The organism is Maribacter sp. MS6 (assembly GCF_056839185.1).
Map to the genome: position 1 here is coordinate 2,614,262 of NZ_CM166389.1, position 22,252 is coordinate 2,636,513.

Annotated in this window: 18 protein-coding genes; 9 read left to right on the forward strand and 9 right to left on the reverse strand. The window is 37.9% G+C overall.

The window, feature by feature from the left end; genetic code table 11:
- The first annotated feature begins 86 nt into the window (after positions 1–86).
- Positions 87–2,828 (forward strand): TonB-dependent receptor, encoded by a 2,742-nt coding sequence (locus tag MS6x_RS11490; protein ID WP_482602135.1) that lies wholly within the window; start codon positions 87–89, stop codon positions 2,826–2,828.
- A gap of 3 nt (positions 2,829–2,831) precedes the next feature.
- Positions 2,832–4,220 (forward strand): DUF5689 domain-containing protein, encoded by a 1,389-nt coding sequence (locus tag MS6x_RS11495; protein WP_482602137.1) that lies wholly within the window; start codon positions 2,832–2,834, stop codon positions 4,218–4,220.
- A 3-nt stretch (positions 4,221–4,223) separates the two neighbouring features.
- On the opposite strand, the gene MS6x_RS11500 is transcribed toward MS6x_RS11495, so the two are convergent.
- The 3 genes from MS6x_RS11500 to MS6x_RS11510 form a co-directional block, all read right to left on the reverse strand.
- Positions 4,224–4,631, reverse strand: coding sequence for a response regulator (locus tag MS6x_RS11500; protein WP_482602139.1), 408 nt, complete (start codon positions 4,629–4,631; stop codon positions 4,224–4,226).
- Positions 4,632–4,821: 190 nt separating this feature from the next.
- The gene (locus tag MS6x_RS11505; RefSeq protein WP_482602141.1) at positions 4,822–5,226 is read right to left on the reverse strand and encodes a response regulator; all 405 of its coding nucleotides are present in this window, start codon (positions 5,224–5,226) and stop codon (positions 4,822–4,824) included.
- 10 nt (positions 5,227–5,236) lie between these two features.
- Positions 5,237–7,813: a PAS domain-containing sensor histidine kinase gene (locus MS6x_RS11510; protein ID WP_482602143.1), complete on the reverse strand. Its 2,577-nt coding sequence runs from the start codon at positions 7,811–7,813 to the stop codon at positions 5,237–5,239.
- A gap of 358 nt (positions 7,814–8,171) precedes the next feature.
- Here MS6x_RS11510 and MS6x_RS11515 point away from each other — a divergent pair, with 358 nt between their 5' ends.
- Both MS6x_RS11515 and MS6x_RS11520 read left to right on the forward strand, forming a co-directional pair.
- Positions 8,172–8,651 (forward strand): ankyrin repeat domain-containing protein, encoded by a 480-nt coding sequence (locus MS6x_RS11515; protein ID WP_482602145.1) that lies wholly within the window; start codon positions 8,172–8,174, stop codon positions 8,649–8,651.
- A gap of 90 nt (positions 8,652–8,741) precedes the next feature.
- Complete coding sequence (locus tag MS6x_RS11520; protein WP_482602146.1) at positions 8,742–9,518, forward strand: amidohydrolase; 777 nt, start codon at positions 8,742–8,744, stop codon at positions 9,516–9,518.
- Here MS6x_RS11520 and MS6x_RS11525 read toward each other — a convergent pair.
- Both MS6x_RS11525 and MS6x_RS11530 read right to left on the reverse strand, forming a co-directional pair.
- Positions 9,502–11,118 (reverse strand): Ig-like domain-containing domain, encoded by a 1,617-nt coding sequence (locus MS6x_RS11525; protein WP_482602148.1) that lies wholly within the window; start codon positions 11,116–11,118, stop codon positions 9,502–9,504. The genes MS6x_RS11520 and MS6x_RS11525 overlap by 17 nt on opposite strands.
- A 116-nt stretch (positions 11,119–11,234) precedes the next feature.
- Entirely contained in the window at positions 11,235–11,939 is a 705-nt protein-coding gene (locus tag MS6x_RS11530; RefSeq protein ID WP_482602150.1) for a ComF family protein, read from the reverse strand.
- A gap of 42 nt (positions 11,940–11,981) precedes the next feature.
- Here MS6x_RS11530 and MS6x_RS11535 point away from each other — a divergent pair, with 42 nt between their 5' ends.
- Entirely contained in the window at positions 11,982–12,878 is an 897-nt protein-coding gene (locus MS6x_RS11535) for a hypothetical protein (protein WP_482602152.1), read from the forward strand.
- Positions 12,879–12,916: 38 nt separating this feature from the next.
- Positions 12,917–14,461: a glycine--tRNA ligase gene (locus tag MS6x_RS11540; RefSeq protein ID WP_482602154.1), complete on the forward strand. Its 1,545-nt coding sequence runs from the start codon at positions 12,917–12,919 to the stop codon at positions 14,459–14,461.
- Position 14,462: 1 nt separating this feature from the next.
- Here the strand turns inward: MS6x_RS11540 and MS6x_RS11545 are convergent, their stop codons facing one another.
- From MS6x_RS11545 to MS6x_RS11555, 3 genes are all read right to left on the reverse strand, one after another.
- On the reverse strand, positions 14,463–16,334 hold the full coding sequence (locus tag MS6x_RS11545) for a TonB-dependent receptor family protein (RefSeq protein ID WP_482602156.1): 1,872 nt from the start codon (positions 16,332–16,334) through the stop codon (positions 14,463–14,465).
- A gap of 65 nt (positions 16,335–16,399) precedes the next feature.
- Positions 16,400–16,537 carry a hypothetical protein gene (locus MS6x_RS11550; RefSeq protein ID WP_482602158.1) on the reverse strand — a complete coding sequence of 46 codons (138 nt, stop codon included), beginning with the start codon at positions 16,535–16,537 and terminating at the stop codon, positions 16,400–16,402.
- Between the two features lie 30 nt (positions 16,538–16,567).
- Positions 16,568–17,107, reverse strand: a complete 540-nt coding sequence (locus tag MS6x_RS11555) for a DUF3575 domain-containing protein (protein ID WP_482602160.1) — start codon at positions 17,105–17,107, stop codon at positions 16,568–16,570.
- Between the two features lie 189 nt (positions 17,108–17,296).
- Between MS6x_RS11555 and MS6x_RS11560 the strand changes: the two genes are divergently transcribed.
- The 3 genes from MS6x_RS11560 (at position 17,297) to MS6x_RS11570 (ending at position 20,764) form a co-directional block, all read left to right on the forward strand.
- Positions 17,297–18,058, forward strand: coding sequence for an exodeoxyribonuclease III (locus MS6x_RS11560; RefSeq protein ID WP_482602162.1), 762 nt, complete (start codon positions 17,297–17,299; stop codon positions 18,056–18,058).
- A 9-nt stretch (positions 18,059–18,067) separates the two neighbouring features.
- The gene (locus MS6x_RS11565; protein WP_482602164.1) at positions 18,068–19,630 is read left to right on the forward strand and encodes an FG-GAP repeat domain-containing protein; all 1,563 of its coding nucleotides are present in this window, start codon (positions 18,068–18,070) and stop codon (positions 19,628–19,630) included.
- Positions 19,631–19,723: 93 nt separating this feature from the next.
- The gene (locus tag MS6x_RS11570) at positions 19,724–20,764 is read left to right on the forward strand and encodes an aldo/keto reductase (RefSeq protein ID WP_482602166.1); all 1,041 of its coding nucleotides are present in this window, start codon (positions 19,724–19,726) and stop codon (positions 20,762–20,764) included.
- 105 nt (positions 20,765–20,869) lie between these two features.
- Here MS6x_RS11570 and radA read toward each other — a convergent pair whose 3' ends face one another.
- On the reverse strand, positions 20,870–22,231 hold the full coding sequence (radA, locus tag MS6x_RS11575; protein ID WP_482602168.1) for a DNA repair protein RadA: 1,362 nt from the start codon (positions 22,229–22,231) through the stop codon (positions 20,870–20,872).
- Positions 22,232–22,252 lie beyond the last annotated feature (21 nt).

A 22,252-nucleotide genomic window follows, 5' to 3' on the forward strand; every position in this document is an offset into this window, starting at 1 on the left:
TACTGTATTAATCGGAAACTTCTTACCTGATTGCCCTTTTTTAGATATATTGTAGTACCATTAACCTAATACACTAACCATCAGGTATGTATAGAGATTTTCTATTTATACTACTTTTTTTATGCGTACACGTATTGTCTGCACAAACGGAAACGGTTGTCTCTGGCACTCTATTTAGCGCTATGGACCAATCTGTTGTTGTTGGGGCAACGGTATCTTTGGAAGGGGAACAGCTTTTTGGAGAAAGCAATACATCGGGAGAGTTTAAACTTAACGTTTCTTTAAACGGAGATTACATTTTAAGAATTGAATTTCAAGACTTGGTAACCAAAAGAATTCCGGTTTCCCTTGACGGCACTCCTTTGGCCTTGGGCAATATTTTACTGGATAAAGATTTGACGCTTGACAAACAGGACAATCTCATTACGTTGACTGACGCCGAGTTGTTGGATGATGAAACCAACGGAAGTTCTTTGGGCTTATTACAGGCTACACGGGATATTTTCTTGAACAGGGCTGCTTTTGATTTTGGACAGGCCTTTTTCAGGGTAAGGGGTTATGATTCCCAAAACGGAGAAGTACTATTAAACGGTATTCCCATGAACAAGTTATTTGATGGTAGGCCGCAATGGAACAATTGGGGCGGTCTCAATGATGTCATCAGAAATCAAGAATTTACGAACGGTCTAGGGGCAACAAACTACACGTTCGGCGGTATTTTGGGCAATACCAATATAGATTTGAGGCCTTCTGGTCTACGGTCCGGATTTCGTTTATCTACGTCCGCATCTAATAGAACCTATACGGGTCGCCTTATGGCAACTTATAATTCGGGAGTGCAGAAAAACGGACTCGCCTATACGGTGTCCGGCTCTAGAAGGTGGGCAAAAGAAGGGTTTATAGATGGTACACTTTACGATGCTTATTCCTTTTACGGTGCTTTGGAATATCAATTCGATTCCCAAAATAGTATAGCTGTAACTGCTTTTTCTGCTACAAACAGAAGAGGAAGGTCTTCTGCCATTACAGAAGAAGTTTATGAACTAGTAGGGAATCGTTATAATCCTTATTGGGGAATCCAAAACGGAAAAATTAGAAATTCTAGAGAACGCCGTATATCCGAACCTATGGTGCTTTTGAACTATTTTCACGATTCCAAAAAGTGGAATCTTAACGCCGGATTGGCTTTCCAAACAGGAAGCCATGCAAGGAGTAGGGTAGGGTACTACAACGCCCCTAATCCAGACCCGAGTTTCTATAGGTATCTACCAAGCTTTTATGTGAATAGTCCAATAGGAGCTAATTTCATAAGTGCAGAAAGGGCCCGCACGAGTTTTGTCAATGATCCGCAATGGAATTGGCAAAATCTTTATACAGCGAACAGGAGCCCATCGAACAATGGAAAAGCAGCTTATGTATTTTATGATGATGTTATAGATGATACGCAGCTTACGGCACGGATAAATGGTAACTACACGATAAACGAAAGGTTACGATTGGATTTTGGGTTGACAAATAAAAACCTGAATTCAAAGAATTACGCCCGAATAGCCGATTTATTGGGCGCTGAATATCATGAAGACATAGATCCGTTTTCAGATACAAGAAATAATATTGATGGAGACGCAAACCGTTTACAAGACCAAAAATTTAATTATAACTATGAATTTTTGGCCAACCACACAGATGGTTTTATCCAATTGAATATGGATTATACTAAATGGAAAGGTTTTGTAGCAGGGCAGTATTCCAACGTTTCCTATCAGCGTAAAGGGTTTTTTCAAAATGAACGTTTTCTAGAAAACTCATTGGGAGAAAGTGAAAAAATCACTTTCTCCAACCTTGGTGTCAAGGGCGGACTATCGTACAAAATTACGGGTCGGCATTGGGTTACGGGGAATGCTGCAAAATTACAAAGAGCTCCCGTCTTACAGAATATTTTTGTGAACCCTAGAGAGTCAAATACCGTGGTGCCAAACCTGCAAAAGGAATCTGTTAGCGCTATAGACTTAAATTATTATATTCGAATGCCAAAATTAACAGGGAGGTTGAGTGGTTTTTATACTCGTTTCCAGAATACAACGGATGTCAATTTTTTCTTTGTGAATAGTGGCTTGGGCTCAGATTTTGTACAAGAGGTACTTTCAGACTTAGATCGTTTGCATAAGGGGCTGGAGCTGGGTTTGGAATATGAGTTGTCGGCATTTGTAAAAGTATCCGCAGTGGCGGCAATCGGCGAGTATACCTTTGCAAGTGATCCATTGGTAAACATCAATTTTGATACGGCTGCGGCAGACGAAGAGTTAATTGATGTAAGTGGTTCTAAAGATTTGGGTATTGCGAATATAAAAGGACTACGACTTGCTCAGGGTCCGCAAACAGCAATAGCCTTAGGTATGGAATATCGTGACCCAAAATATTGGTGGGTGGGCATGACCGCCAACTATTTGGCAAATAATTACGCGAATATTTCTACGATAACGAGAACAAATAGTTTTTATCTAGACCCTGAAACCGGACAAGAATTCCCTGAGGCGACCTTAGAGAATGTAGATAGGCTGTTGGCTCAAAAGCCTTTAGATAATTTTTATCTGTTAAATCTGGTCGGCGGCAAATCATGGTTAAAAAACGGCAAGTATATCGGTGTCTTCGCGAGTGTGAACAACCTATTCGATACCCGATTTAGAACGGGTGGTTATGAGCAAAGCAGGAATGGTAATTTTGGACAGTTACAACGAGATAACCTTAGTGGATCGCCCACTTTTGCACCAAAATATTGGTATGGCTTTGGCCGTACTTATTTTCTGAATTTAGCCATAAGCTTTTAGGATATGCGGCAAATAAAAGAACATATAATTGGAATTAAGGGCTATTTGGGCATGTTGCTACTCTTTTTGCAAGTATTAAATAGTTGTGTTGACAACAGGGATTTTGAGCCCTTGGACACTGCATGTAACGATGGTTTAGTAGCGAATATTAGTTATTTAGATGTACAGAATTTTTATGACGGGGAAACGATACAAATACAAGAAGATTGGATAATTGAGGGATATGTTGTTTCTTCCGATGTTGCAGGTAATTTTTTTGGAGTACTCCATTTTCAGGATTCACCGTCCAATCCTACGCAGGGATTTCAAATTGAAATAGATTTGCGGGATTCTCATTTGTTTTTTGCAATCGGAGATAAAATACGGATTAAGCTCAAAGGACTCTATTTGGGCAAATCCAAAGAAGTATATAAACTAGGCGGTGTATTTCTTTCTTTTGGGAATACATCCGTAGGAAGATTACCCTCCAATGCCGTGTTCGAACATGTGTTCGTTTCTTGTGAAGATAAACAGATGATTTTACCCACTCTGGTCAATCTATCTGAGTTGTCTGAAAATCTTGCCGGTACACTTGTACAGATTGATGATATTGAATTCTCCAAAGATGATTTAGGAGAATCCTTTGCGGAAGAAAGGGAGGAGACTTCACGCCTGTTGATCGATTGTGACGATAATGAAGTAGAAATAAGAAACAGTGGGTTTTCTGATTTTCAGTCGGAAATATTGCCCTCAGGTAGCGGTGCTATCACAGGCTTATTGATCAAGGAAAACAACGATTTCTATTTTCAGATTCGTGATTTGGATGATATCGATTTTATCAACGAGAGATGCCAAGATGTAATTGATGAATTTACATCCCAAGAAGTTTTCTTTTCTGAGCTGGCAGACCCGGATAATAATGCCAAGGCCAGATTCATAGAAATTTATAACGCATCCGATGCTACTTTGTCCTTAAACGGATGGCAAATAGCCAGATATACCAACGCATCTGTTGAAATAAGTTCTAGTTTGGATTTGTCAGCTTTTAGTATAGATGGTAAAGCTACTTTGGTAATTGCCGCAGATGCCGAAGAATTTTTAAATAGTTATGGTTTTTCTCCCGATGTTGTTGCGGGCAGCAATTCTCCGGCCGATTCCAACGGAGATGATAATTTAGAACTTATAGATCCCTTTGGAACAGTAATCGATGTCTTTGGCATAATAGGGGAAGACGGCTCTGGAACTAACCATGAATTCGAAGATGGCAGGGCATTTAGAAAACTTGAGGTGAATAGCGGGAATAATTCCTATACGTTTGCAGAATGGCAAATATATAACGATACGGGTAGTGCCGGAACTACTAATGAGCCGAAAATAGCTCCTCAGGATTTTACGCCTAACTTTAGGGATTAGTTACTAGGGATTCTGCTGGAAGGCCCAAATTTTCTGTAAAGACACTTCGGTTAATGGTTTTACTATATAATCTTGTATGAGATTATAACTTTTTGATTTTTCAATGAGTTCGGGACTTACAAAAGAGCTTGCAATAAAAAGACGAACATGTTCTCTTTGTTTAATAGGTAGTGCAGCGAACTCGTTAAGAAATTCCCAACCATTTTTATTGGGCATATTTAAATCTAACAGAATAATTTGTGGAAGATTAATATTCTCTATCATTAAGCCAATAAGTCCATCTATGGCACGCTGACCGTCTGAATACCAAAGCACATTATCTGCAAAATTAGATTCGATCATAAGTCTCTTTGCATTGAAGGCAAAAAATTCGTCATCATCAATTATGCAACAGGTATGGTATGAATCCATATTTACTGGCTAATTTAAGCTTATACTCTTATTAATAACTTAAGATAGCAAAATTAGAGAAAACGGTTACGAAGTTAAAGTGGAATACTGATTTTGTTGAATTTTAGTTCAAATATTCAGTTTTTTACCCTTTAAAAGTTAAACAGTATGTAGTTGGTTCTTTTTTTATTAGCTGTAAAAGACTGCAAATTTAAACAAGCTGTGACTTCAGAATTGTTTCAAAATCGTTAGGAGTTATAGGTTTTAGAATATAATTGCTTATCTGTTCATACTTTACAACTTTATCAATATCCTTGGGGTCAACAGAAGAGCTAACCACATAGATTAATGTATTGTTTAAAGAATTATTTGGTAGTTGCATAAATTCATCCAAAAATTCCCAACCATTCATTATAGGCATATTTAAGTCTAAAAAGATCACTTGAGGAAGTTCTCGCGTTACTTCATACATTTCTTTTAATCCAGCCAATGCATCTTCACCATTGTTAAAAACTGTGATGTTATCACAAAAGTCCGTTTCTTTCATCATACGTTTAGTCCCATATATAAAAATAGGGTCGTCATCTATAATGCAGCAACTTCTTATTTTACTCATATGTATCTATTTATCCTTGTTCTAAAGTTATTGTAAATGTGGTACCAACATTTACAGTGCTATCCACAGAAATTGTACCATTCATGGCCTCTATTTGATTTTTTGTTATGAATAGTCCTATACCTTTTGCTTCTTTATGTTTATGGAAGGTTTTATACATCCCAAAAAGCTTGTGTCCGTGCCGTTTCAAATCTATTCCTAGCCCATTATCACGGAATTTGATTATAATTTTATCTCCTTTTTTGGATGAGGATACGTGCAGTATGGGATCCCTTGTAGGAAATCTATATTTTAATGAATTCGTATATAGATTTAGAAGGATACTATCTAGATACGCCGGAACAACCCTAACATTATGTGTTTTTGAAACCTTAATATTTGTTATCACGTTTTCTTTGGTCAAAATACCTTGAATACTATTTTCTATATGGTTAAGGCCATCTAAAAGGTTCATGGATCTCATGTTTTGCGAAGCGTCTGTTTTTACCTGCACTACGTCATTTAGGTGTTGTATTGTTTCAGATAGGCTTTTTGTTGCACCTATAAGCATGGTTTGTAAATTTTGACGTTCTTGTTCGTCATTTTCTTGGAATAGAAATTTTGTCAACATAGACATGTTGCTAGAATGTGATCTAAGATTATGGGAGACAATATGTGCAAAATTAAGTAGGCTTTCATTTTGAACCTCGGTTACTTCCAATAAGGATTTCAGCTGTTTTTCAGCCTCTTTTTGTGGGGTAACATCCATAACTTGAGCTACTAAATGGGACAGTTTTCCATAGATATCTTTTACGACCGTAACATTTACTATGGCGTAAACTATACTCCCATTTTTATGGCAATATCTTTTTTCTAATTGATAACTGTCTCTCTTTCCAGCTAAGCTCTCATGGAATAGTTTAAGCCCTATTTCTAAATCTTCTTTATAGGTGATGTCGGTAAATGTGGTGCTAGAAAGTTCTTCTTTGGTATACCCAAAACTCTGGCAGATGGTTTTGTTTACCCTAAGCCATGTGCCATCTAATCCTATAAGGGCCATTCCTATTGCTGAGTTTTTAAACGTGTCTAGAAAGGATTCCTTGTTTCGTTCGAGCTTTAGTTGTGTGCTTTTTAGTTCTGTAATATCCCAATTGGCACCAATAATTTTTACTATTTTACCGAAAGAATTTCTTTGGGCCGCTCCAAATGCTACTAAATGGATAATTTCACCATTTGGGCGTACCCCTCTAAATTGAGTATTAAATGGATAGCCCTCAGCAATGGTGGCTCCCAAATCTTCTTGCACCCGCTCTTGGTCTTCGGGATGAATTCTTTTTATCCATTCCTCCAATACATCAGAAGCGTCCCTAGGGATGCCGTATATGTCATACATATTATCGTTACAAACGACTAGCTTTTCATTGATTTCTAAATCCCAAATTCCAATATTGGCTGTTGTTGTAGCTACGTATAAGCGTTCGGCACTTTCCCTAAGTCTTTGTTCTGCCTCTTTTGAATCGGTAATATCCCAATTGGCACCAATCATCTTAATAGCATTGCCATTCGAATCTCTTTGCGTCTCTGCAATTGCTCTAATGTATTTAACGGCTCCATTAGGCCAAAGAACCCTAAATTCTGTATCAAATTCTTTTTCTCCAGAGATGGCTTGCGCAATTTCAATACGTCCATTTTCCTTATCATCAGGATGAACACCTGCCTCCCATGCATTATAGACTCCAGAAAACGTTTCTTTTTTTATGCCATAAAGATTGTACATATTATCGTCCCAGATAAGTTTGTTTTCAGAAATTTCATATTCCCAAATACCAATATTGGCTTTATTTGTGGCAACTTTTAAGCGTTCGGTCGTTTCTTTATACTTAAGCTCAATTTTCTTTTTTTCATCTATATCCTGGAAGGTCCCAGAAATTCGAATACATATACCATTATGAAATTCTGCTTCTCCTTTTGCCCTAACCCAAACCTCCCTTCCTTTAGTAGTAATGATGATAAGCTCTGTATCCCAAGGTGTACCGTCTACCATGGCATTGTTTACTAATTCTGATATAAGGTCTCTGTAAAACCCTTCTTTATAAAAGTTTATACCTGTTTCAATAGTTGGGGAGTAATTTGAAGGAACTTCGTGGATAACTTTGGTCATTGGACTCCAGTATACTTTATTTTGTAATAAGTCTACTTCCCAACTACCAGTTCTGGATACCAGTTCTGCGCGCAGTAGCAATTCGTTTTCCTTTTTATGGTTGGTAATATCTTCCAATACCACCATTAATCCCGTTGGTTTACCTCTGTCCTCAGACAAACACTGTATTTTCCACTTTAACCATAGAACGTTTCCATTGGAAAGCACAAATCTTTCGCCTGAGTTTACCTGAGCGGTGCCTTTTAGGCTTATCTCTAAAGCATGCTGAAAACTAGTTGGCAGATTATCGAAAACCTTAAGAAGTTTTTTCCCTTTTACGTCTTTATTTGTTGTTGTGAATTTTTTTAAAAATACATCAGAACAGGTTACGAGCCTAAGCTCAGTATCTAAAATAAGTAAGGCGTCAAGGGAATCTTCTACTAGAAGACTGATGGGAATGGTTTCCAAATAATAGATTTAAATTCGCTTATATTAAATGTAGGAAAATATATACAAATATATATAAATTGAATTACTAATCTTAGTTTAAGAAGAGTGCAATGCAAGACTGCCATTAGTATTATAGATTATATAGAGAAGCTAAGTTGGATATTGTTATGGTTTATAGGATGTTTTTAGATTTCTAAGAGGTATTAAGGAATAATCATGCAAAAATGATAAGGGCCGTTAACAGAACTTAAATTGGTTACTAGCCCGCATTTATTGTTAATTAGGAAATTGATTCCTTTGCAATTATAATCTGTACGATTGGACTTGTAAGAAGAAAATACTTCGGAAATTCGTGATAGTTTTATATCTTGATTCCATGAAAAATACAATACAGTTTTTTGAAGAAATTAGAAAAGGAAACCTTCAAGGAATTAAATCGCTAATTGATGTTGAACCTAAATTGTTAAATACACGGGATTCTCGCGGTAGTACCCCTTTGATATTAGCTAGTTACTACGATTTTTCGGAGATAACGGATTTTTTTATTGAAAGAGGCGCTCCCCTAGATGAGAAGGATGGTACCGGTAATACCGCTTTAATGGGTGTTTGTTTCAAGGGGTTTATTACAATTGCTAAGATGCTAATTGACCATGGGGCTAACGTGAATGCGCGAAATACCATGGGTGCAACTCCGCTAATTTATGCGGTAACCTTCAATAAACCGGAAATTGTAAAAATGCTTTTGCAAAAAGGAGCAGATAAAACCGTTAAAGATGCAAGGGGGAATACTGCCCTGGACCATGCAAAGCTTCAAGGTTCCGCTTCGTTGATTGATTTATTGGAAGCTAATGCATAATTGATGTTGCTAAGGCTCTTAATAAAACCGAATACGGTTCCTTTTGTAGCAGACAGTAATTCAATACTAAATCTATCACTTATATTGTAAATGCAAGAAATTATAAAAATAGCAATAATACAAGCACCTCTCGTCTGGGAAAATCCATCGAAAAACAGAGCCCTGTTTGCTGAAAAAATTCAAGCAACGGCAGTAGATGTGGATGTCATCATACTTCCCGAGATGTTTACCACGGGTTTTACTATGACTCCCGATAACATTGCTTTATCCGAGGATACAGTTACCCTAAAATGGATGCGGCAAATGTCTAAAGAATCAAACGCCGCTATTGTTGGAAGCGTTGTATATAGAGAACAAGAACAGAATTATAATAGGTTGTTTTTCGTTAAACCAGATGGTAGTACTTCCAGTTATGATAAACGACATACGTTTACCTTGGCAGGAGAGGATAAGGAGTATACCGCAGGAACCAAGCAGTTATTGGTAACGTATAAAGGATTTAAATTTTCTCCCTTCATCTGTTACGACCTTCGTTTTCCAATTTGGAGCAGAAATACTATGGATTATGATATACTGCTTTATGTGGCCAACTGGCCTGAAACTAGGGTAGAGGCGTGGGATACTTTGCTAAAGGCCAGAGCTATTGAAAACATGGCCTACTGCATAGGTGTTAATAGGATTGGAAATGATGCCAACGGGCTTTCCTACTCAGGTCATTCGGCAGTGTATGATACTTTGGGAAAACAATTAACATTTTCTAAAAGTGAGGAGGTTTTAGAAGTAAGCCTATCCAAGAAGCACGTCACCGAAACCCGACAAAAACTAGGTTTCCTTAACGATAGGGATGCTTTTAGTTTTTTAAAATAAAGGTTTCAATTTTTTCCCAGTTAGCGCGCATTTCAATAACGCTCGGATAGTAGCTTATTTTTTCAGGTTGTGTTCTTTTTAAGTAGTTTCCCGTGTCCCATTGCCTATTTTTATTCTCATCGAAGATTACCCGGACCAAATAATTTTTTGGATCAAGATTATTAAATTCAAATAGTTGTGACTCTTCTGCATATATTTCCCGTTGTATTTCCTCTTTTTCATTTAGTAGCTGCACAATAATGGGATAAGAAATAGAATCTCCTGCTACGTTCAATTGTAAATTACCGTAGTCACCAGGACTTTTAGTGCCAAACGTATATATGAGTGTGTCGTTCGTATTCCCAAAAAAATCTAAGACCGTACCCGGTAGAAGTCGCATTTTATAGCTTTCGTTGGTCTCTAAGTCAAACAGTACATCTAACTTATTTTCTGTACTATCCAGCACAAGTGTATAGGGAACGTCTATAGAATCTTTGTTTATAAAATCTATTTTAGAGCTATCGGATTTCACTAAAGGAGTATTGGCGAGAATACTTAAGGTTTTATCAAATTCTAGACTTCCTCTTTGGTTCAGATTTAATAATAGCGAATCCAAGCCTACTTTTCTGGCTTTAACAACAAATGTATCTTTTACTTTTAGTTTTTCGTTGGTTAAGCTAAAAATGATAGAATCCATTTCAAACGGCGTAAACCAAAAGTTTAAGGTGTCCTTATCCCGTTCTTTTAAAACAATGGATGTTACGGTGTCCGGTAATTTGGTCAATGTTTGTATAGTGATGTCCTCCCCGTTTCCAAAATATCCGAAACTAATTCTGTTTTTCGCCACCATGGAAGGAACAATTACGCCATAATCTGGTTCTTCTTTAAATAAATTAAGTAAATAAATAGAATCTGTAGGTAGGGTTATCGTGTCCTTTATAAAACCAATTTTATCTACTTTTTGGTTAAAGATATTGTCTTTCGCAGCGTCTTTTATACCAATAAGGGCATACGTCGCTTCCTTAAGATTTCGTAGTTTAAAAACAACCGCGCTATCCAAGGTATTTGTGATATAGTTTGGAGGTTTTTGGTACACCGTAGAATCGGTATAGGTAGAATCTATCTTGTACAACATTACGCTTACAAAATCATCTGCTGCCTTGTTAAAAGCATCCTTTACAGCACCCGTTAGCTCCAATGAATCTATATAGCTTCCCGTAGAAAAGACATAGGTTAGGAAACTATTGGGATTACCTTCGTTATTGTCCGTAATACTCTGTCCAAAGTTAAGAGTATAGGTGGTATTTTCTAAAAGCGTATCCTTGATTGTAACATCAATAAACTTGCTTGCCCCTCCTTGTGGTGTTAGTAGGGGTTGGTATTTTAAAGGAGGTGAGACAATAAGCTGTTCCTGGACATCTTTTAGTTTAACAAGCTCATCAAAATACAATCTTATTTTCTGTGTATTAAAATTGATGGTCATGTTTTCGGGCTCCGCTTTTATCAAAACAGGGGGTGTAACATCCTTTGGGCCACCAGTAGGGGTTCCTTTTCTAGCACATTGATTAAAGGCCAATGCTATAAAAGAAACAAAAATTAAAGCTAATACTCGTCTTAACATCTGCATAAATCTCTCACAAAGAAACAACATATTTAATAGATACTGAACCAAGCTAGTCCTAAAAAAACATAGGTCTTTACGCTATATGAAGTTTAGTTTTGCCAAGCAAGATATAATTAAACTACTACAGCCATACTGGCTAGATATACCGTTGTTCCAGGTATTTTTTTAAGTTCTGTTGCACAAAGTTCCATGGTGGCACCGGTAGTAATTACATCGTCTACCAACAATATTTTAGCATTTTTTAGTAATGCAGTATTTGTGATTTCGTAAAGAGACCTATTATCGTACCAACGGCTTAATCGGGTTTTCTTTGTTTGCGTTCTTGTATTGGCCGTTTTTATGAGTAGTTGGTCGTTATAGGTGCTATTAAGGTGAAATGCCAACTGTTTGGCAAAAAGGGCACTTTGATTATAACCTCTTTTTTTAAGCTTTTTTCTATGTAAAGGCACAGGAATAATATAATCTATGCTAGGTAGATTATCGTTTTCTTTAAGAATTTGGCCAAACCAATCCCCTAAAAACATGCCAATTTCCTCTTGACCCTTATATTTTAGGTGATGTATTAAGTTCTTTACAATGCCATGGTCCGTGAAAAACAGAAAGGAATTAGCCTTTTTTATGTTAATTCGTCCATAAAAAATACGGTCTATTGGGTTTTGAACGTTAAAGGTGTAATCGGTGAGTGGCAGCTGGTGTCGACAAACGGTACACAGATGTTGCTCTCCTCTGTATAATTGCGCATTACATCCAAAACACACCAATGGTAGTAGGAGGTTGTTTATATCGTTTATTATATTTGTTAGCTTGTTGCGGGTCAAATCCTGTAATATTTGTTAACCTACTTAACGGCCAAATTTTTAATGGATAGTCAAGATAACAAATTCAATTATAACATCATCCTCGCTGCTTTGGTTGCCGTTGTAATAGGTATTCTTATTGCTTTTTACTATAGTCATGCGCAGTCTGCTTCACAAATAGATTTTCTGGAAAAAGAAAAGAAAATATTGATAAGCGACCTTACCCTTATGAAAGCAGATGTAGATCGTTTGTCTACGCAGAACGAAGTAAACGACATTGAACTGCAGGATGCGAAATATCAGGTTCAGCAGCTCTTAGATTCTGTGGGGAGATTAACGTTTACTATTGATAAGTTACGAGAGTTTAAGACCGAATTAAGAAGGTTGGAGGCCAAGAATGATAGTCTAAAGTTGAAAAACAATTTCTTGCGATATAACAATATGTTATTGACCGAAAAGTACGAAGAAACCAGGAGCCAAGTAGAAATTTTACGTTCTAACAGTAGTTCACTTGCAGAAGCGGAAGCGTTACAACGTAGAAAAATATTAGAATTGAACCAAAAACTAAAGACCAAAAGCTATTTGAAGATGGACTTCTCCGAAGGTCGTGGTTTCAGGATGCGAAGTTCTAGGCCTGTTGGAACTAACAAGGCTTCTACGATAGAGAAGCTAAGAGGTTGTGTCACCATTCTCAAGGATCCAACCGAGGTTGAATCCGAAAAAGTTATTTACTTTCAATTTTTAAATCCTGACAAACAAATTATAGAGGATAATGCCAATACAATTACCGTAAACGGCAATGTGTACAGTAAGCGCGTAGAGTTTGTGTTTTTGGGTAGCGAAACCTCTGTTTGTGAGGCAATAACAGTTCCTGAAGGTTCACTCAAAGAAGGTACGTATACACTTAATGTTTTTGAGGATGAACGTTTGATTACCTCTTCTGAATTTCAATTAAAATAATACTACTTCGTTCTAGCTAAAAATTCTATTTTTGCCACATGGCAAATCAAGAAGACAGTTTTAAAAAGGTTATATCCCACGCAAAAGAGTACGGATACGTATTCCAATCTAGTGAAATTTACGACGGGCTAAGTGCCGTTTATGACTACGGTCAGAACGGGGTGGAGCTAAAGAAAAATATACGGGAGTATTGGTGGAAAGCCATGGTCCAGCTCAATGATAATATTGTTGGGTTGGATTCGGCGATTTTTATGCACCCTACTATTTGGAAGGCCTCAGGCCACGTTGATGCTTTCAACGATCCATTGATAGACAATAAGGATTCCAAAAAAAGATACCGAGCAGATGTTTTAATCGAAGATTATGTAGGTAAACTGGATTCTAAAATAGAGAAGGAAGTAAAAAAAGCTGCCAAGCGCTTTGGAGATAAATTTGATAAAGAACAATTTTTGGCAACGAATCCTCGCGTGGTAGAGTATACCGAGCAAGGTGCCGCTATTTTGAAACGAATGGGGCAATCCTTGGAGAAAGAGGATTTAGCAGATGTAAAGGCATTGATTGAAGAATTGGATATTGCCTGTCCTATGTCCGGATCCAAAAACTGGACAGATGTAAAGCAGTTTAACTTAATGTTCGGCACAAAATTAGGTGCCAATGCAGAAAGTGCTATGGATTTATACCTTAGACCGGAAACTGCCCAAGGTATCTTTGTGAACTTTTTGAATGTACAAAAAAGCGGACGTATGAAGATTCCGTTCGGCATCGCTCAGACAGGAAAAGCCTTTAGAAATGAAATTGTGGCGCGACAATTTATCTTTAGAATGCGCGAGTTTGAACAAATGGAGTTGCAATTTTTCATTCAGCCCGGCACACAGAAGGAGTGGTACGATACCTGGAAGAAAAAACGGATGCAGTGGCACCTTTCTTTAGGTTTGGGCCAGGATAATTACCGTTTTCATGACCATGAAAAGTTAGCACATTATGCCGATGCGGCCTCAGATATAGAGTTTCGTTTTCCATTCGGATTTAAAGAGCTGGAAGGCATTCACTCTAGAACTGATTTTGATTTGGGAAGCCATGAGGAATTTTCTAGCAAAAAGCTTCAGTATTTTGATCATGAGACCAATAAGAACTTTATACCTTATGTTTTAGAAACATCAATAGGATTGGATCGGATGTTTTTGGCCGTGTTTGCAAATTCATTACAGGAAGAAGAATTGGAAAATGGGACCACCAGAATTGTTTTAAAACTGCCAGCTGTGTTGGCACCCACCAAAGCCGCTATTTTACCGTTGGTCAAAAAAGATGGCCTTCCTGATGTAGCCCATGCCATTGTAGATGATTTAAAGTGGGATTTTAATATTAGTTATGATGAGAAAGATGCTGTAGGCCGAAGGTACCGAAGGCAAGATGCCAATGGTACACCATTTTGTATAACGGTTGACCATCAAACTTTAGAAGACCAAACGGTTACCATTCGTCATCGCGATTCTATGGAACAAGAACGCGTTGCTATTAACGATTTAAAAGAGATTATTCACGAAGCGGTAGATATGAAATCCTGGTTGAAGAAGATGGGATAGGTTAGAGCGTATACCCCAACCTTACACTCCCATAATAATTACGAGCATCGCCAGGGTAAAAATAGCGCGGTTCGGCACTGCCAAAAGCTTGGGTGTTTATTAATACGGATTGGGCATAAACTGTATCAAAAATATTATTGATACCAAAATCGATGCCCAGTGTGAATTTATCGTTTAGTTTTTTATGATAGCCCATCCGTGTTGTAAAGACATTAAAGGAATCGCTATCCAAATCACCGGCATCGGTAAGGGGTATACTGCTAACATACTGGTGGGTGGTATTCCAATAAAAATATTGGAATAAACGTAATTGAACTCCGGCTACCCCAGTTATTTTAGGTACTCCGGTAAGGGCATTACCAGAATAATCTACCCCTTCATCATCAAAGTCTATAAAACTATGTTCGTTAAAGGTATAGTTTATAAAAGGCGCAATTTGTAGGCTTTTCGATACGTTCCAAGTGTAGTTTAAACCCAGTTCCAGACCATTATGTCTAGTTTTTCCTGCGTTTCTACCTACAAATCTATCTTCTTGTATGCGTTCGCCGACCAACAGATTTTTTATTCTCATTTGGTATAACGAGAGGTCTATCTTTAATCTGCGGTCATCAAATAATAGTTGTGTGCCCAGTTCATAATTCATTCCCGTTTCCTGGGCAATATCTGGATTAATGACACCATCCGGTGTCAAGGTTTCCTCCACACTTGGGTTGGAAAATCCGCGGCTAATATTCGCATAGATTTTGTGGTTATCCGAAAGCGTGTAATCTAGAAGTATGTTGGGTAAGACAATAGCCTTGAAATTTCTATCTGCACTCTTGTTGTCTGCACCGGTATTGAATAAATCTCGATAATCGTATTGTGTTTTGTTGATATTAAGCCCTAATTGAGTTGAAAATTTATCGGATAATGGGAGTAAAAGCGTTCCAAAAGCATTCCATTGACTTCTAAATTCTTTATTTCGTGCAAATTGATCACCCTTTAAACTTCCGTTGCCGTTATTTTCTTGATAAAGGTTTCTAAATTCGTCCCAATCATATTCATCTTTAAAGAGTTCCCCTCCAAAGTCATAGCTGGCAGACTGCTCATTAAATCCAAAACTTCCTGTAAAGCGGGTCCTAAGACCATAACCTTTGGTTATTTCCTCTAAAATCCCAAAAGGTCGCGCTTCCTCTTTATCCAAGTAGGAGTAGAAAATACTAGTAGAATTTTTAAAATTCGAATTGAATTTATGCTCAAGATTAAGTCCAACTAGGGTATAGTTATTGGCCTCAAAACCTTGTGATGCGCGCCAAGTAAACGTAGCCTGTTGTGGGTCTTCTGCAAACGCTGTCTCACCGAGTGAACTAGGAATCTGTGCGGTAAAATCAATGTGGTTTACAAGTAAGGAGATGTTGTTTTTTTTATTGATTTGATAGGAGGTGTTCAACAATAGGCCATCACGTTCAAAATTACTGTTTTCGCGATAGCCATTTGTTTCCAAGTGGCCATATTGCATCCCCAAACGTAATTTTCCATCGTAATGATTAAAGGAGAGATTATTCTTAAAAAGGCCAAAAGAGCCGAATGTGCTGTTGTTGGAAAAATTAGTAGAAATACCTAAGGCTTCCTTAGCTTCTAATAATATTGCCCCGCCTAGATTAGCCCCGTAGGAAGTGCCCTTTGGGCCTTTAACTACTTCGATTTGACTCAGGTTTTCCAAGTCAAATGCTTCGATAGAGGAGAAACCGGACCCATCGGTTATGGGAATATCGGTGTAGTACATACGTAGTTTATCCGTTCCAAAAAGTGTTCTTGAACCAATACCTCGAATGGTAATTCTATTGGTGTTCAATGCGCCAGAAAAAACAAAAACACCGGGAATTTGATTCATGGCAGGCACCATTGAAACCGGACTGTAGTTCTGAAACGTACGTGCCGATATAATTTCGGACGGAGTTACGCCCGCCGTATTTTTTTTCGTAGGGCATCCAATAGGATAACCTCGTCCAATTGTGTTACACTATCCTTACCAACAGGCTCTTGTCCCCAGGCTGGAAATCCTAAAATAATTAGTAAAAATACTATAAATTTCATGCCTTAAAACTAAGGTCACAAAAATAAGAATTAAAAGCGAAAGCCCAGTGAAATACCACCACGACCAACAAAATCTACCGTATTGTTGGAATTCAAAAGATTACGTCCGATACCTCCATAAACTTCGGCTATAAAACCTCTTTTGGAAATGAATTTTCCTCCCAAGGAAATACCAAGGGCAAGATCGGTGTACTTGTCTTGTGTGCTTGCGTCGTCAAAGTCAAAAAAAAGGATGTCGGATGTTTGGTTGAGCATACCAAAACCTTCCACAAAAAAACCTTTTGCATAGCCCTTAGAGAAATATCTCCGGTAATATGGGGTTATAGAAAATTCTCTAAGTAAATCGAAGGTGTCACTTGAATCCCCTAAATTTACGAGAGCGCCAACACCAAAGGAAGATTCCTCGTCTATAACGCGTTCATAGGAACCATCTAAATATTCAAAGACTAAGAGGTTAAATACATTTAGTTTTATTTCATCTCTGTCAACATTTGTGTCTGTAACATCTTGCGCATATACAAAAGTGCAAAAAAGGTACAGGAAAGTAAGTAATGGGTATATCTTTTTCATTTTCTGAAGAATTCAATTTTTAGTGAAAGGTAATGACAATTTTTATACTAAAATGATAAGTTTATAGATTTGAGGATGAATATTATTTAGAAAATTTATACTGTGAAATACATTTAGTTAATGGATTAAATTGAATTTAACCGTCGTAGAAGAAAGGAACAATGTCTATTTTAGTGAAAAATTAGAAAAGTGAAAATAGTTTCATACAATGTAAACGGTATTAGAGCTGCATTGAAAAAGGGATTTTTAGATTGGTTAAAAGCTGTTGATCCAGATGTAGTATGCTTACAGGAGATAAAAGCGCAGGAGAACCAATTGGACCTCACTGTTTTTGAAGATTCGGGATACAAGTACACCTATTGGTATAGTGCTCAGAAAAAAGGATATAGCGGGGTTGCTATCCTATCAAAAAAGGAACCAGATCACGTTCAGTTCGGTACCGGAATCGAAACAATGGATTTTGAAGGACGCAACTTACGAGCAGATTTTGGTGATTTATCGGTAATGAGCATGTACCTCCCTTCGGGAACCAATATGGAACGTTTGGAATTTAAGCTTAATTACATGGATGAGATTCGGGATTATGTTGATGTGCTCAAAAAGGATAGGCCTAATTTAATCGTTCTAGGCGACTATAACATCTGTCATGAAGCCATAGATATACACAATCCAGTGGGACTAAAAAATGTTTCCGGTTTTTTACCCGTAGAACGCGAGTGGATAGGTGATTTTATGCAGAGTGGTTTTATTGATAGTTTCAGGCATTTTAATAAAGAACCTGAAAATTATACCTGGTGGAGTTATAGGGCAAATGCCAGGAACAATAACAAAGGATGGCGTTTGGATTATGCCATGGTAGCCAAACCCTTAAAAGATAGATTAAAGCGATCTATTATTTTATCCGAAGCCAAACATAGCGATCATTGCCCAATTTTGGTGGAGATCGAATAATCTTTGGTTATGACAAAGAAATTTCTTTTGCTTTTTGGACTTCCCATATTTATTGTTGGGCTACTATCCTATAAATACAATTTTTATAAGGAGTATACTGCTGTGGCTCCAGTTATTGGAAATCAAGGTAAAGGAAAGAAGTTAGCTACTGTTTATTGTGCTACCTGTCATAAATTACCCGACCCAAAATCGCTAGATCGGCGTACATGGAAAAATAGTGTTCTTCCTAACATGGGTCTGAGACTTGGTCTTAGTATAAACGGCAAACGTTGGGATGAGGATATGGACGCTACCGAAGCAGATCTGGTACGCCAATTAAAAGTTTACCCGGAGTTTCCATTACTATCAGAAGCAGATTGGGAACTGGTACAAGAGTATTACTTGGACAATGCTCCCGACAATCTACCAGATGTAGTAAGAGCTGTTGAGGCTTCCAAAACGGCTTTCCCATTTAATGCACAGACTATTCGTATTGGTGATTCTAAACTACCACAGGTAAGTCTATTACGTTACGATAGTATTTCTTCTAGTTTGTACGTGGGTGATTTTAAAAGTCTTTTTGTATTGGACAATAAGGGTGGTATTAGGAATACCTATACGATGGACAGTCCCGCTTCGCATTTAGATTTTAATGCTAACGGAAATCCATTGTTGTTGACCTTGGGTAAACTTTCACCATCTGATCAATCATTAGGCAACCTGTATAATTTAGGCGATGATTCTAAAAAAGGTACCGAGTTGATTTTTTCTGATATAAAACGTCCAGTTAATTTTGAAGTCGAGGACCTTAATCTTGATGGAAAATCAGATTTGATTTTATGCAGTTTTGGACACTATGGTGGTAAACTTTCGTGGTTTGATGATTTTGACCCTGCTAAAGAACATGTCCTAAATACGTTGCCGGGAACTAGAAAGGTAGAAATAAGAGATATGAATAAAGACGGTAAACCAGATATTATCGGCTTAATGACTCAAGCTAGGGAACAAATAACTATTTATTATAATCGTGGCAATAATTTATTTAAGGAAAAAACGGTACTGGATTTTGATGCGGTAAACGGAACTAGTTATTTTGAACTGGCCGACTTTAATTCAGACGGATTTCTAGATATTATGGTCACAAACGGGGATAATAGAGATTATTCTGCAATTGATAAACCGTATCATGGCATTCGCGTGTTTTTGAACGATGGCAAGGATACGTTTGATGAAGCTTTTTTTTATCCCATGTACGATTGTGGTAAGGCTATGGTTCGCGATTTTGACAATGATGGGGATTTGGATATTATAGGCGCCTCCCTTTATTCTGAGTATACAAAGAACCGAACTGCGGTAGAGAGTATTGTTTATTTGCGGAACAATGGAAATATGAATTTTACGCCATCATATATGGAAGTGCCTATTCATGGAAATTGGCTAACGATGGAGGTGGCAGATTTCAACGGAGATAAGAAGTTGGATGTCCTCTTGGGAACGTTTATCTATAACATACAGGAAATGATGTCTATATCTACCAATACTGGTGTTACCAGCTTTCCACAGGTTTTATTATTGACTAATAGTATGCCATAGGTGCTTAGTATGGCAGTAATCTATTTTGGCATGTTCTAAGCGTATTTTATTTGTTAATTTTGCAACTTCAAAAATCGATAATTTTTATAGCCTATGAAATATACCCAACTTCCCCATACTACCATCGAAGTTAGTAAGATATGCCTTGGGACTATGACTTGGGGCAGGCAAAATACCGAGCAAGAGGGACAAGAACAAATGGACTATGCCTTTGACCAAGGTGTCAACTTTTTTGATGCGGCAGAGTTGTATCCAGTTCCTGCCAAAGCAGAGCTTTACGGCCATACGGAGCAAATTATAGGTAACTGGTTCAAGAAAACTGGGAATCGTGATAAAGTGGTATTGGCATCTAAAATTGCGGGTAACGGAGATTATACCAAATTTATACGTACTACTGGTTTTTCTAGGGAATCCATTATTAGTGCGGTTGAAGGCAGCTTGGAACGTTTACAAACCGATTATATAGATTTATATCAATTACATTGGCCGGAACGAAGCACTAATTATTTTGGTAAGCGAGGTTATGAGCACGATATTTCCGATCATTGGGAGGATAATTTTCATCAGGTTTTAGAAACTTTGCGCGATTTGATTCGCGAGGGGAAATTACGACACGTCGGAATTTCTAATGAAACGCCTTGGGGAACTATGCGTTATTTGGAGGAGAGCAAAGTACATGCAACTTTACCTAGAACAATTACCATTCAAAATCCGTATAATTTATTGAATCGGTTATTTGAAGTGGGCCTTTCTGAAATTGCAATAAGAGAAAAAATAGGACTATTGGCCTATTCGCCTTTGGGTTTTGGCGCGCTAAGCGGAAAATATCTAGGCGGTAGAATGCCAGAAGGGTCTAGAGTAGCCTTATTTCCCAACTATAATCGGTACAATGGAGAAATAGCAACCCAAGCCACACAAAAGTACTATGAATTGGCTCAGGCAAATAACCTTTCTTTAGCACAAATGTCACTTGCTTTTGTAAATACCAGGCCTTTTGTTACCAGTAATATCGTAGGTGCAACCTCGGTAAAACAACTAAGGGAAAATATCGCTAGTATTGACGTAGACCTGTCAGAGGAGGTTCTAAAAGGTATCGAGGCCATTCATAATCAAATTCCAAATCCGGCACCTTAAAATGACTCAGCTTGTTTTTTTAAAGGTAGGGTTCGGTCAAATCGTATTGATTATAGCCGTTATTCTTATCATTTTGGTAATGGCCAGGATTATGAGAGATAAACGTTAACCAAATAAGTTTTGGACCATATCTTCAATTTTGGATGCTAACAATACTTTTATTTTAGTCTTTTTGAGTCCTATCTTATTGCTTTTGGATACAATAATGGTGTGATAGCCTAATTTTTCGGCTTCTAGAATACGCTGGTCTACCCGCTGTACCGGTCTAACCTCCCCCGCAAGGCCTACTTCTGCCGCAAAGCATATACCTTTCTCTATAGGAATATCTTCGTTGCTGGACAGTATTGCAGCAATTACGGCTAAATCAATTGCTGGGTCATCTACCGAAATACCGCCTGTAATATTAAGGAATACATCTTTTGCACCTAATTTAAAACCTGCGCGTTTTTCCAGTACGGCCAATAACATATTTAAACGCTTGGCGTTGTAGCCAGTAGTAGAGCGTTGAGGTGTTCCATAAACAGCGGTACTTACCAAGGCTTGTATTTCTATCAGTAAGGGTCGCATACCTTCTACGGTGGAGGCGATTGCCGTGCCGCTTAGGCCTTCGTCATTCTTGGAAATTAGGACTTCAGAGGGGTTGTTTACTTCTCGCAAACCGCTTCCCTGCATTTCGTAAATACCAAGTTCAGCGGTAGAACCAAAACGATTCTTTAAGGATCTAAGGATTCGATATACATAGTTTCTATCCCCTTCGAACTGCAAAACGGTGTCTACCATATGTTCCAAGATCTTGGGGCCTGCTATGGAGCCATCTTTGGTGATGTGACCTATCAAAATAACGGGGGTATTGGTCTCCTTTGCATATTTGATGAGCTCAGCGGTACATTCGCGTATTTGGGATATACTTCCCGCGGCCGATTCTATATAATCGGAGTGCAACGTTTGTATAGAATCAATAACCACGATATCCGGTTGGGTCGCTGCTATTTGTTTGAAGATATTTTGGGTTTTGGTTTCCGTCAGGATAAAACAGGACTCGCTATTGGGATGAATCCTATCCGCACGCATTTTAATCTGTTTTTGGCTTTCCTCACCAGATACGTACAAAGTTCTATATGGTAATTTTAGGGCAATTTGTAAAAGCAAGGTGCTTTTTCCTACGCCGGGCTCACCACCTATAAGTACTAAAGCGCCTGGTACTAATCCACCACCGAGAACCCGGTTGAATTCTAAGTTGTACGTGTTTAAACGAAGTTCTTTTTCGGTGCTTATCTGATTGACCAACAACGGTGTAGAAACCCTTTTCGCGGTGTTTGTTGGTGTTTTCCAAGCTACTTTATCCTCTTTTTGGACAACTTCCTCTACTACGGTGTTCCACTCCTTACATGCCGCACACTGTCCTACCCATTTTGCATATTGCGTACCACAGTTTTGGCAAAAAAATGCTGTTTTTGTCTTGGCCATCTTTAGTATTTCCCGATGGGC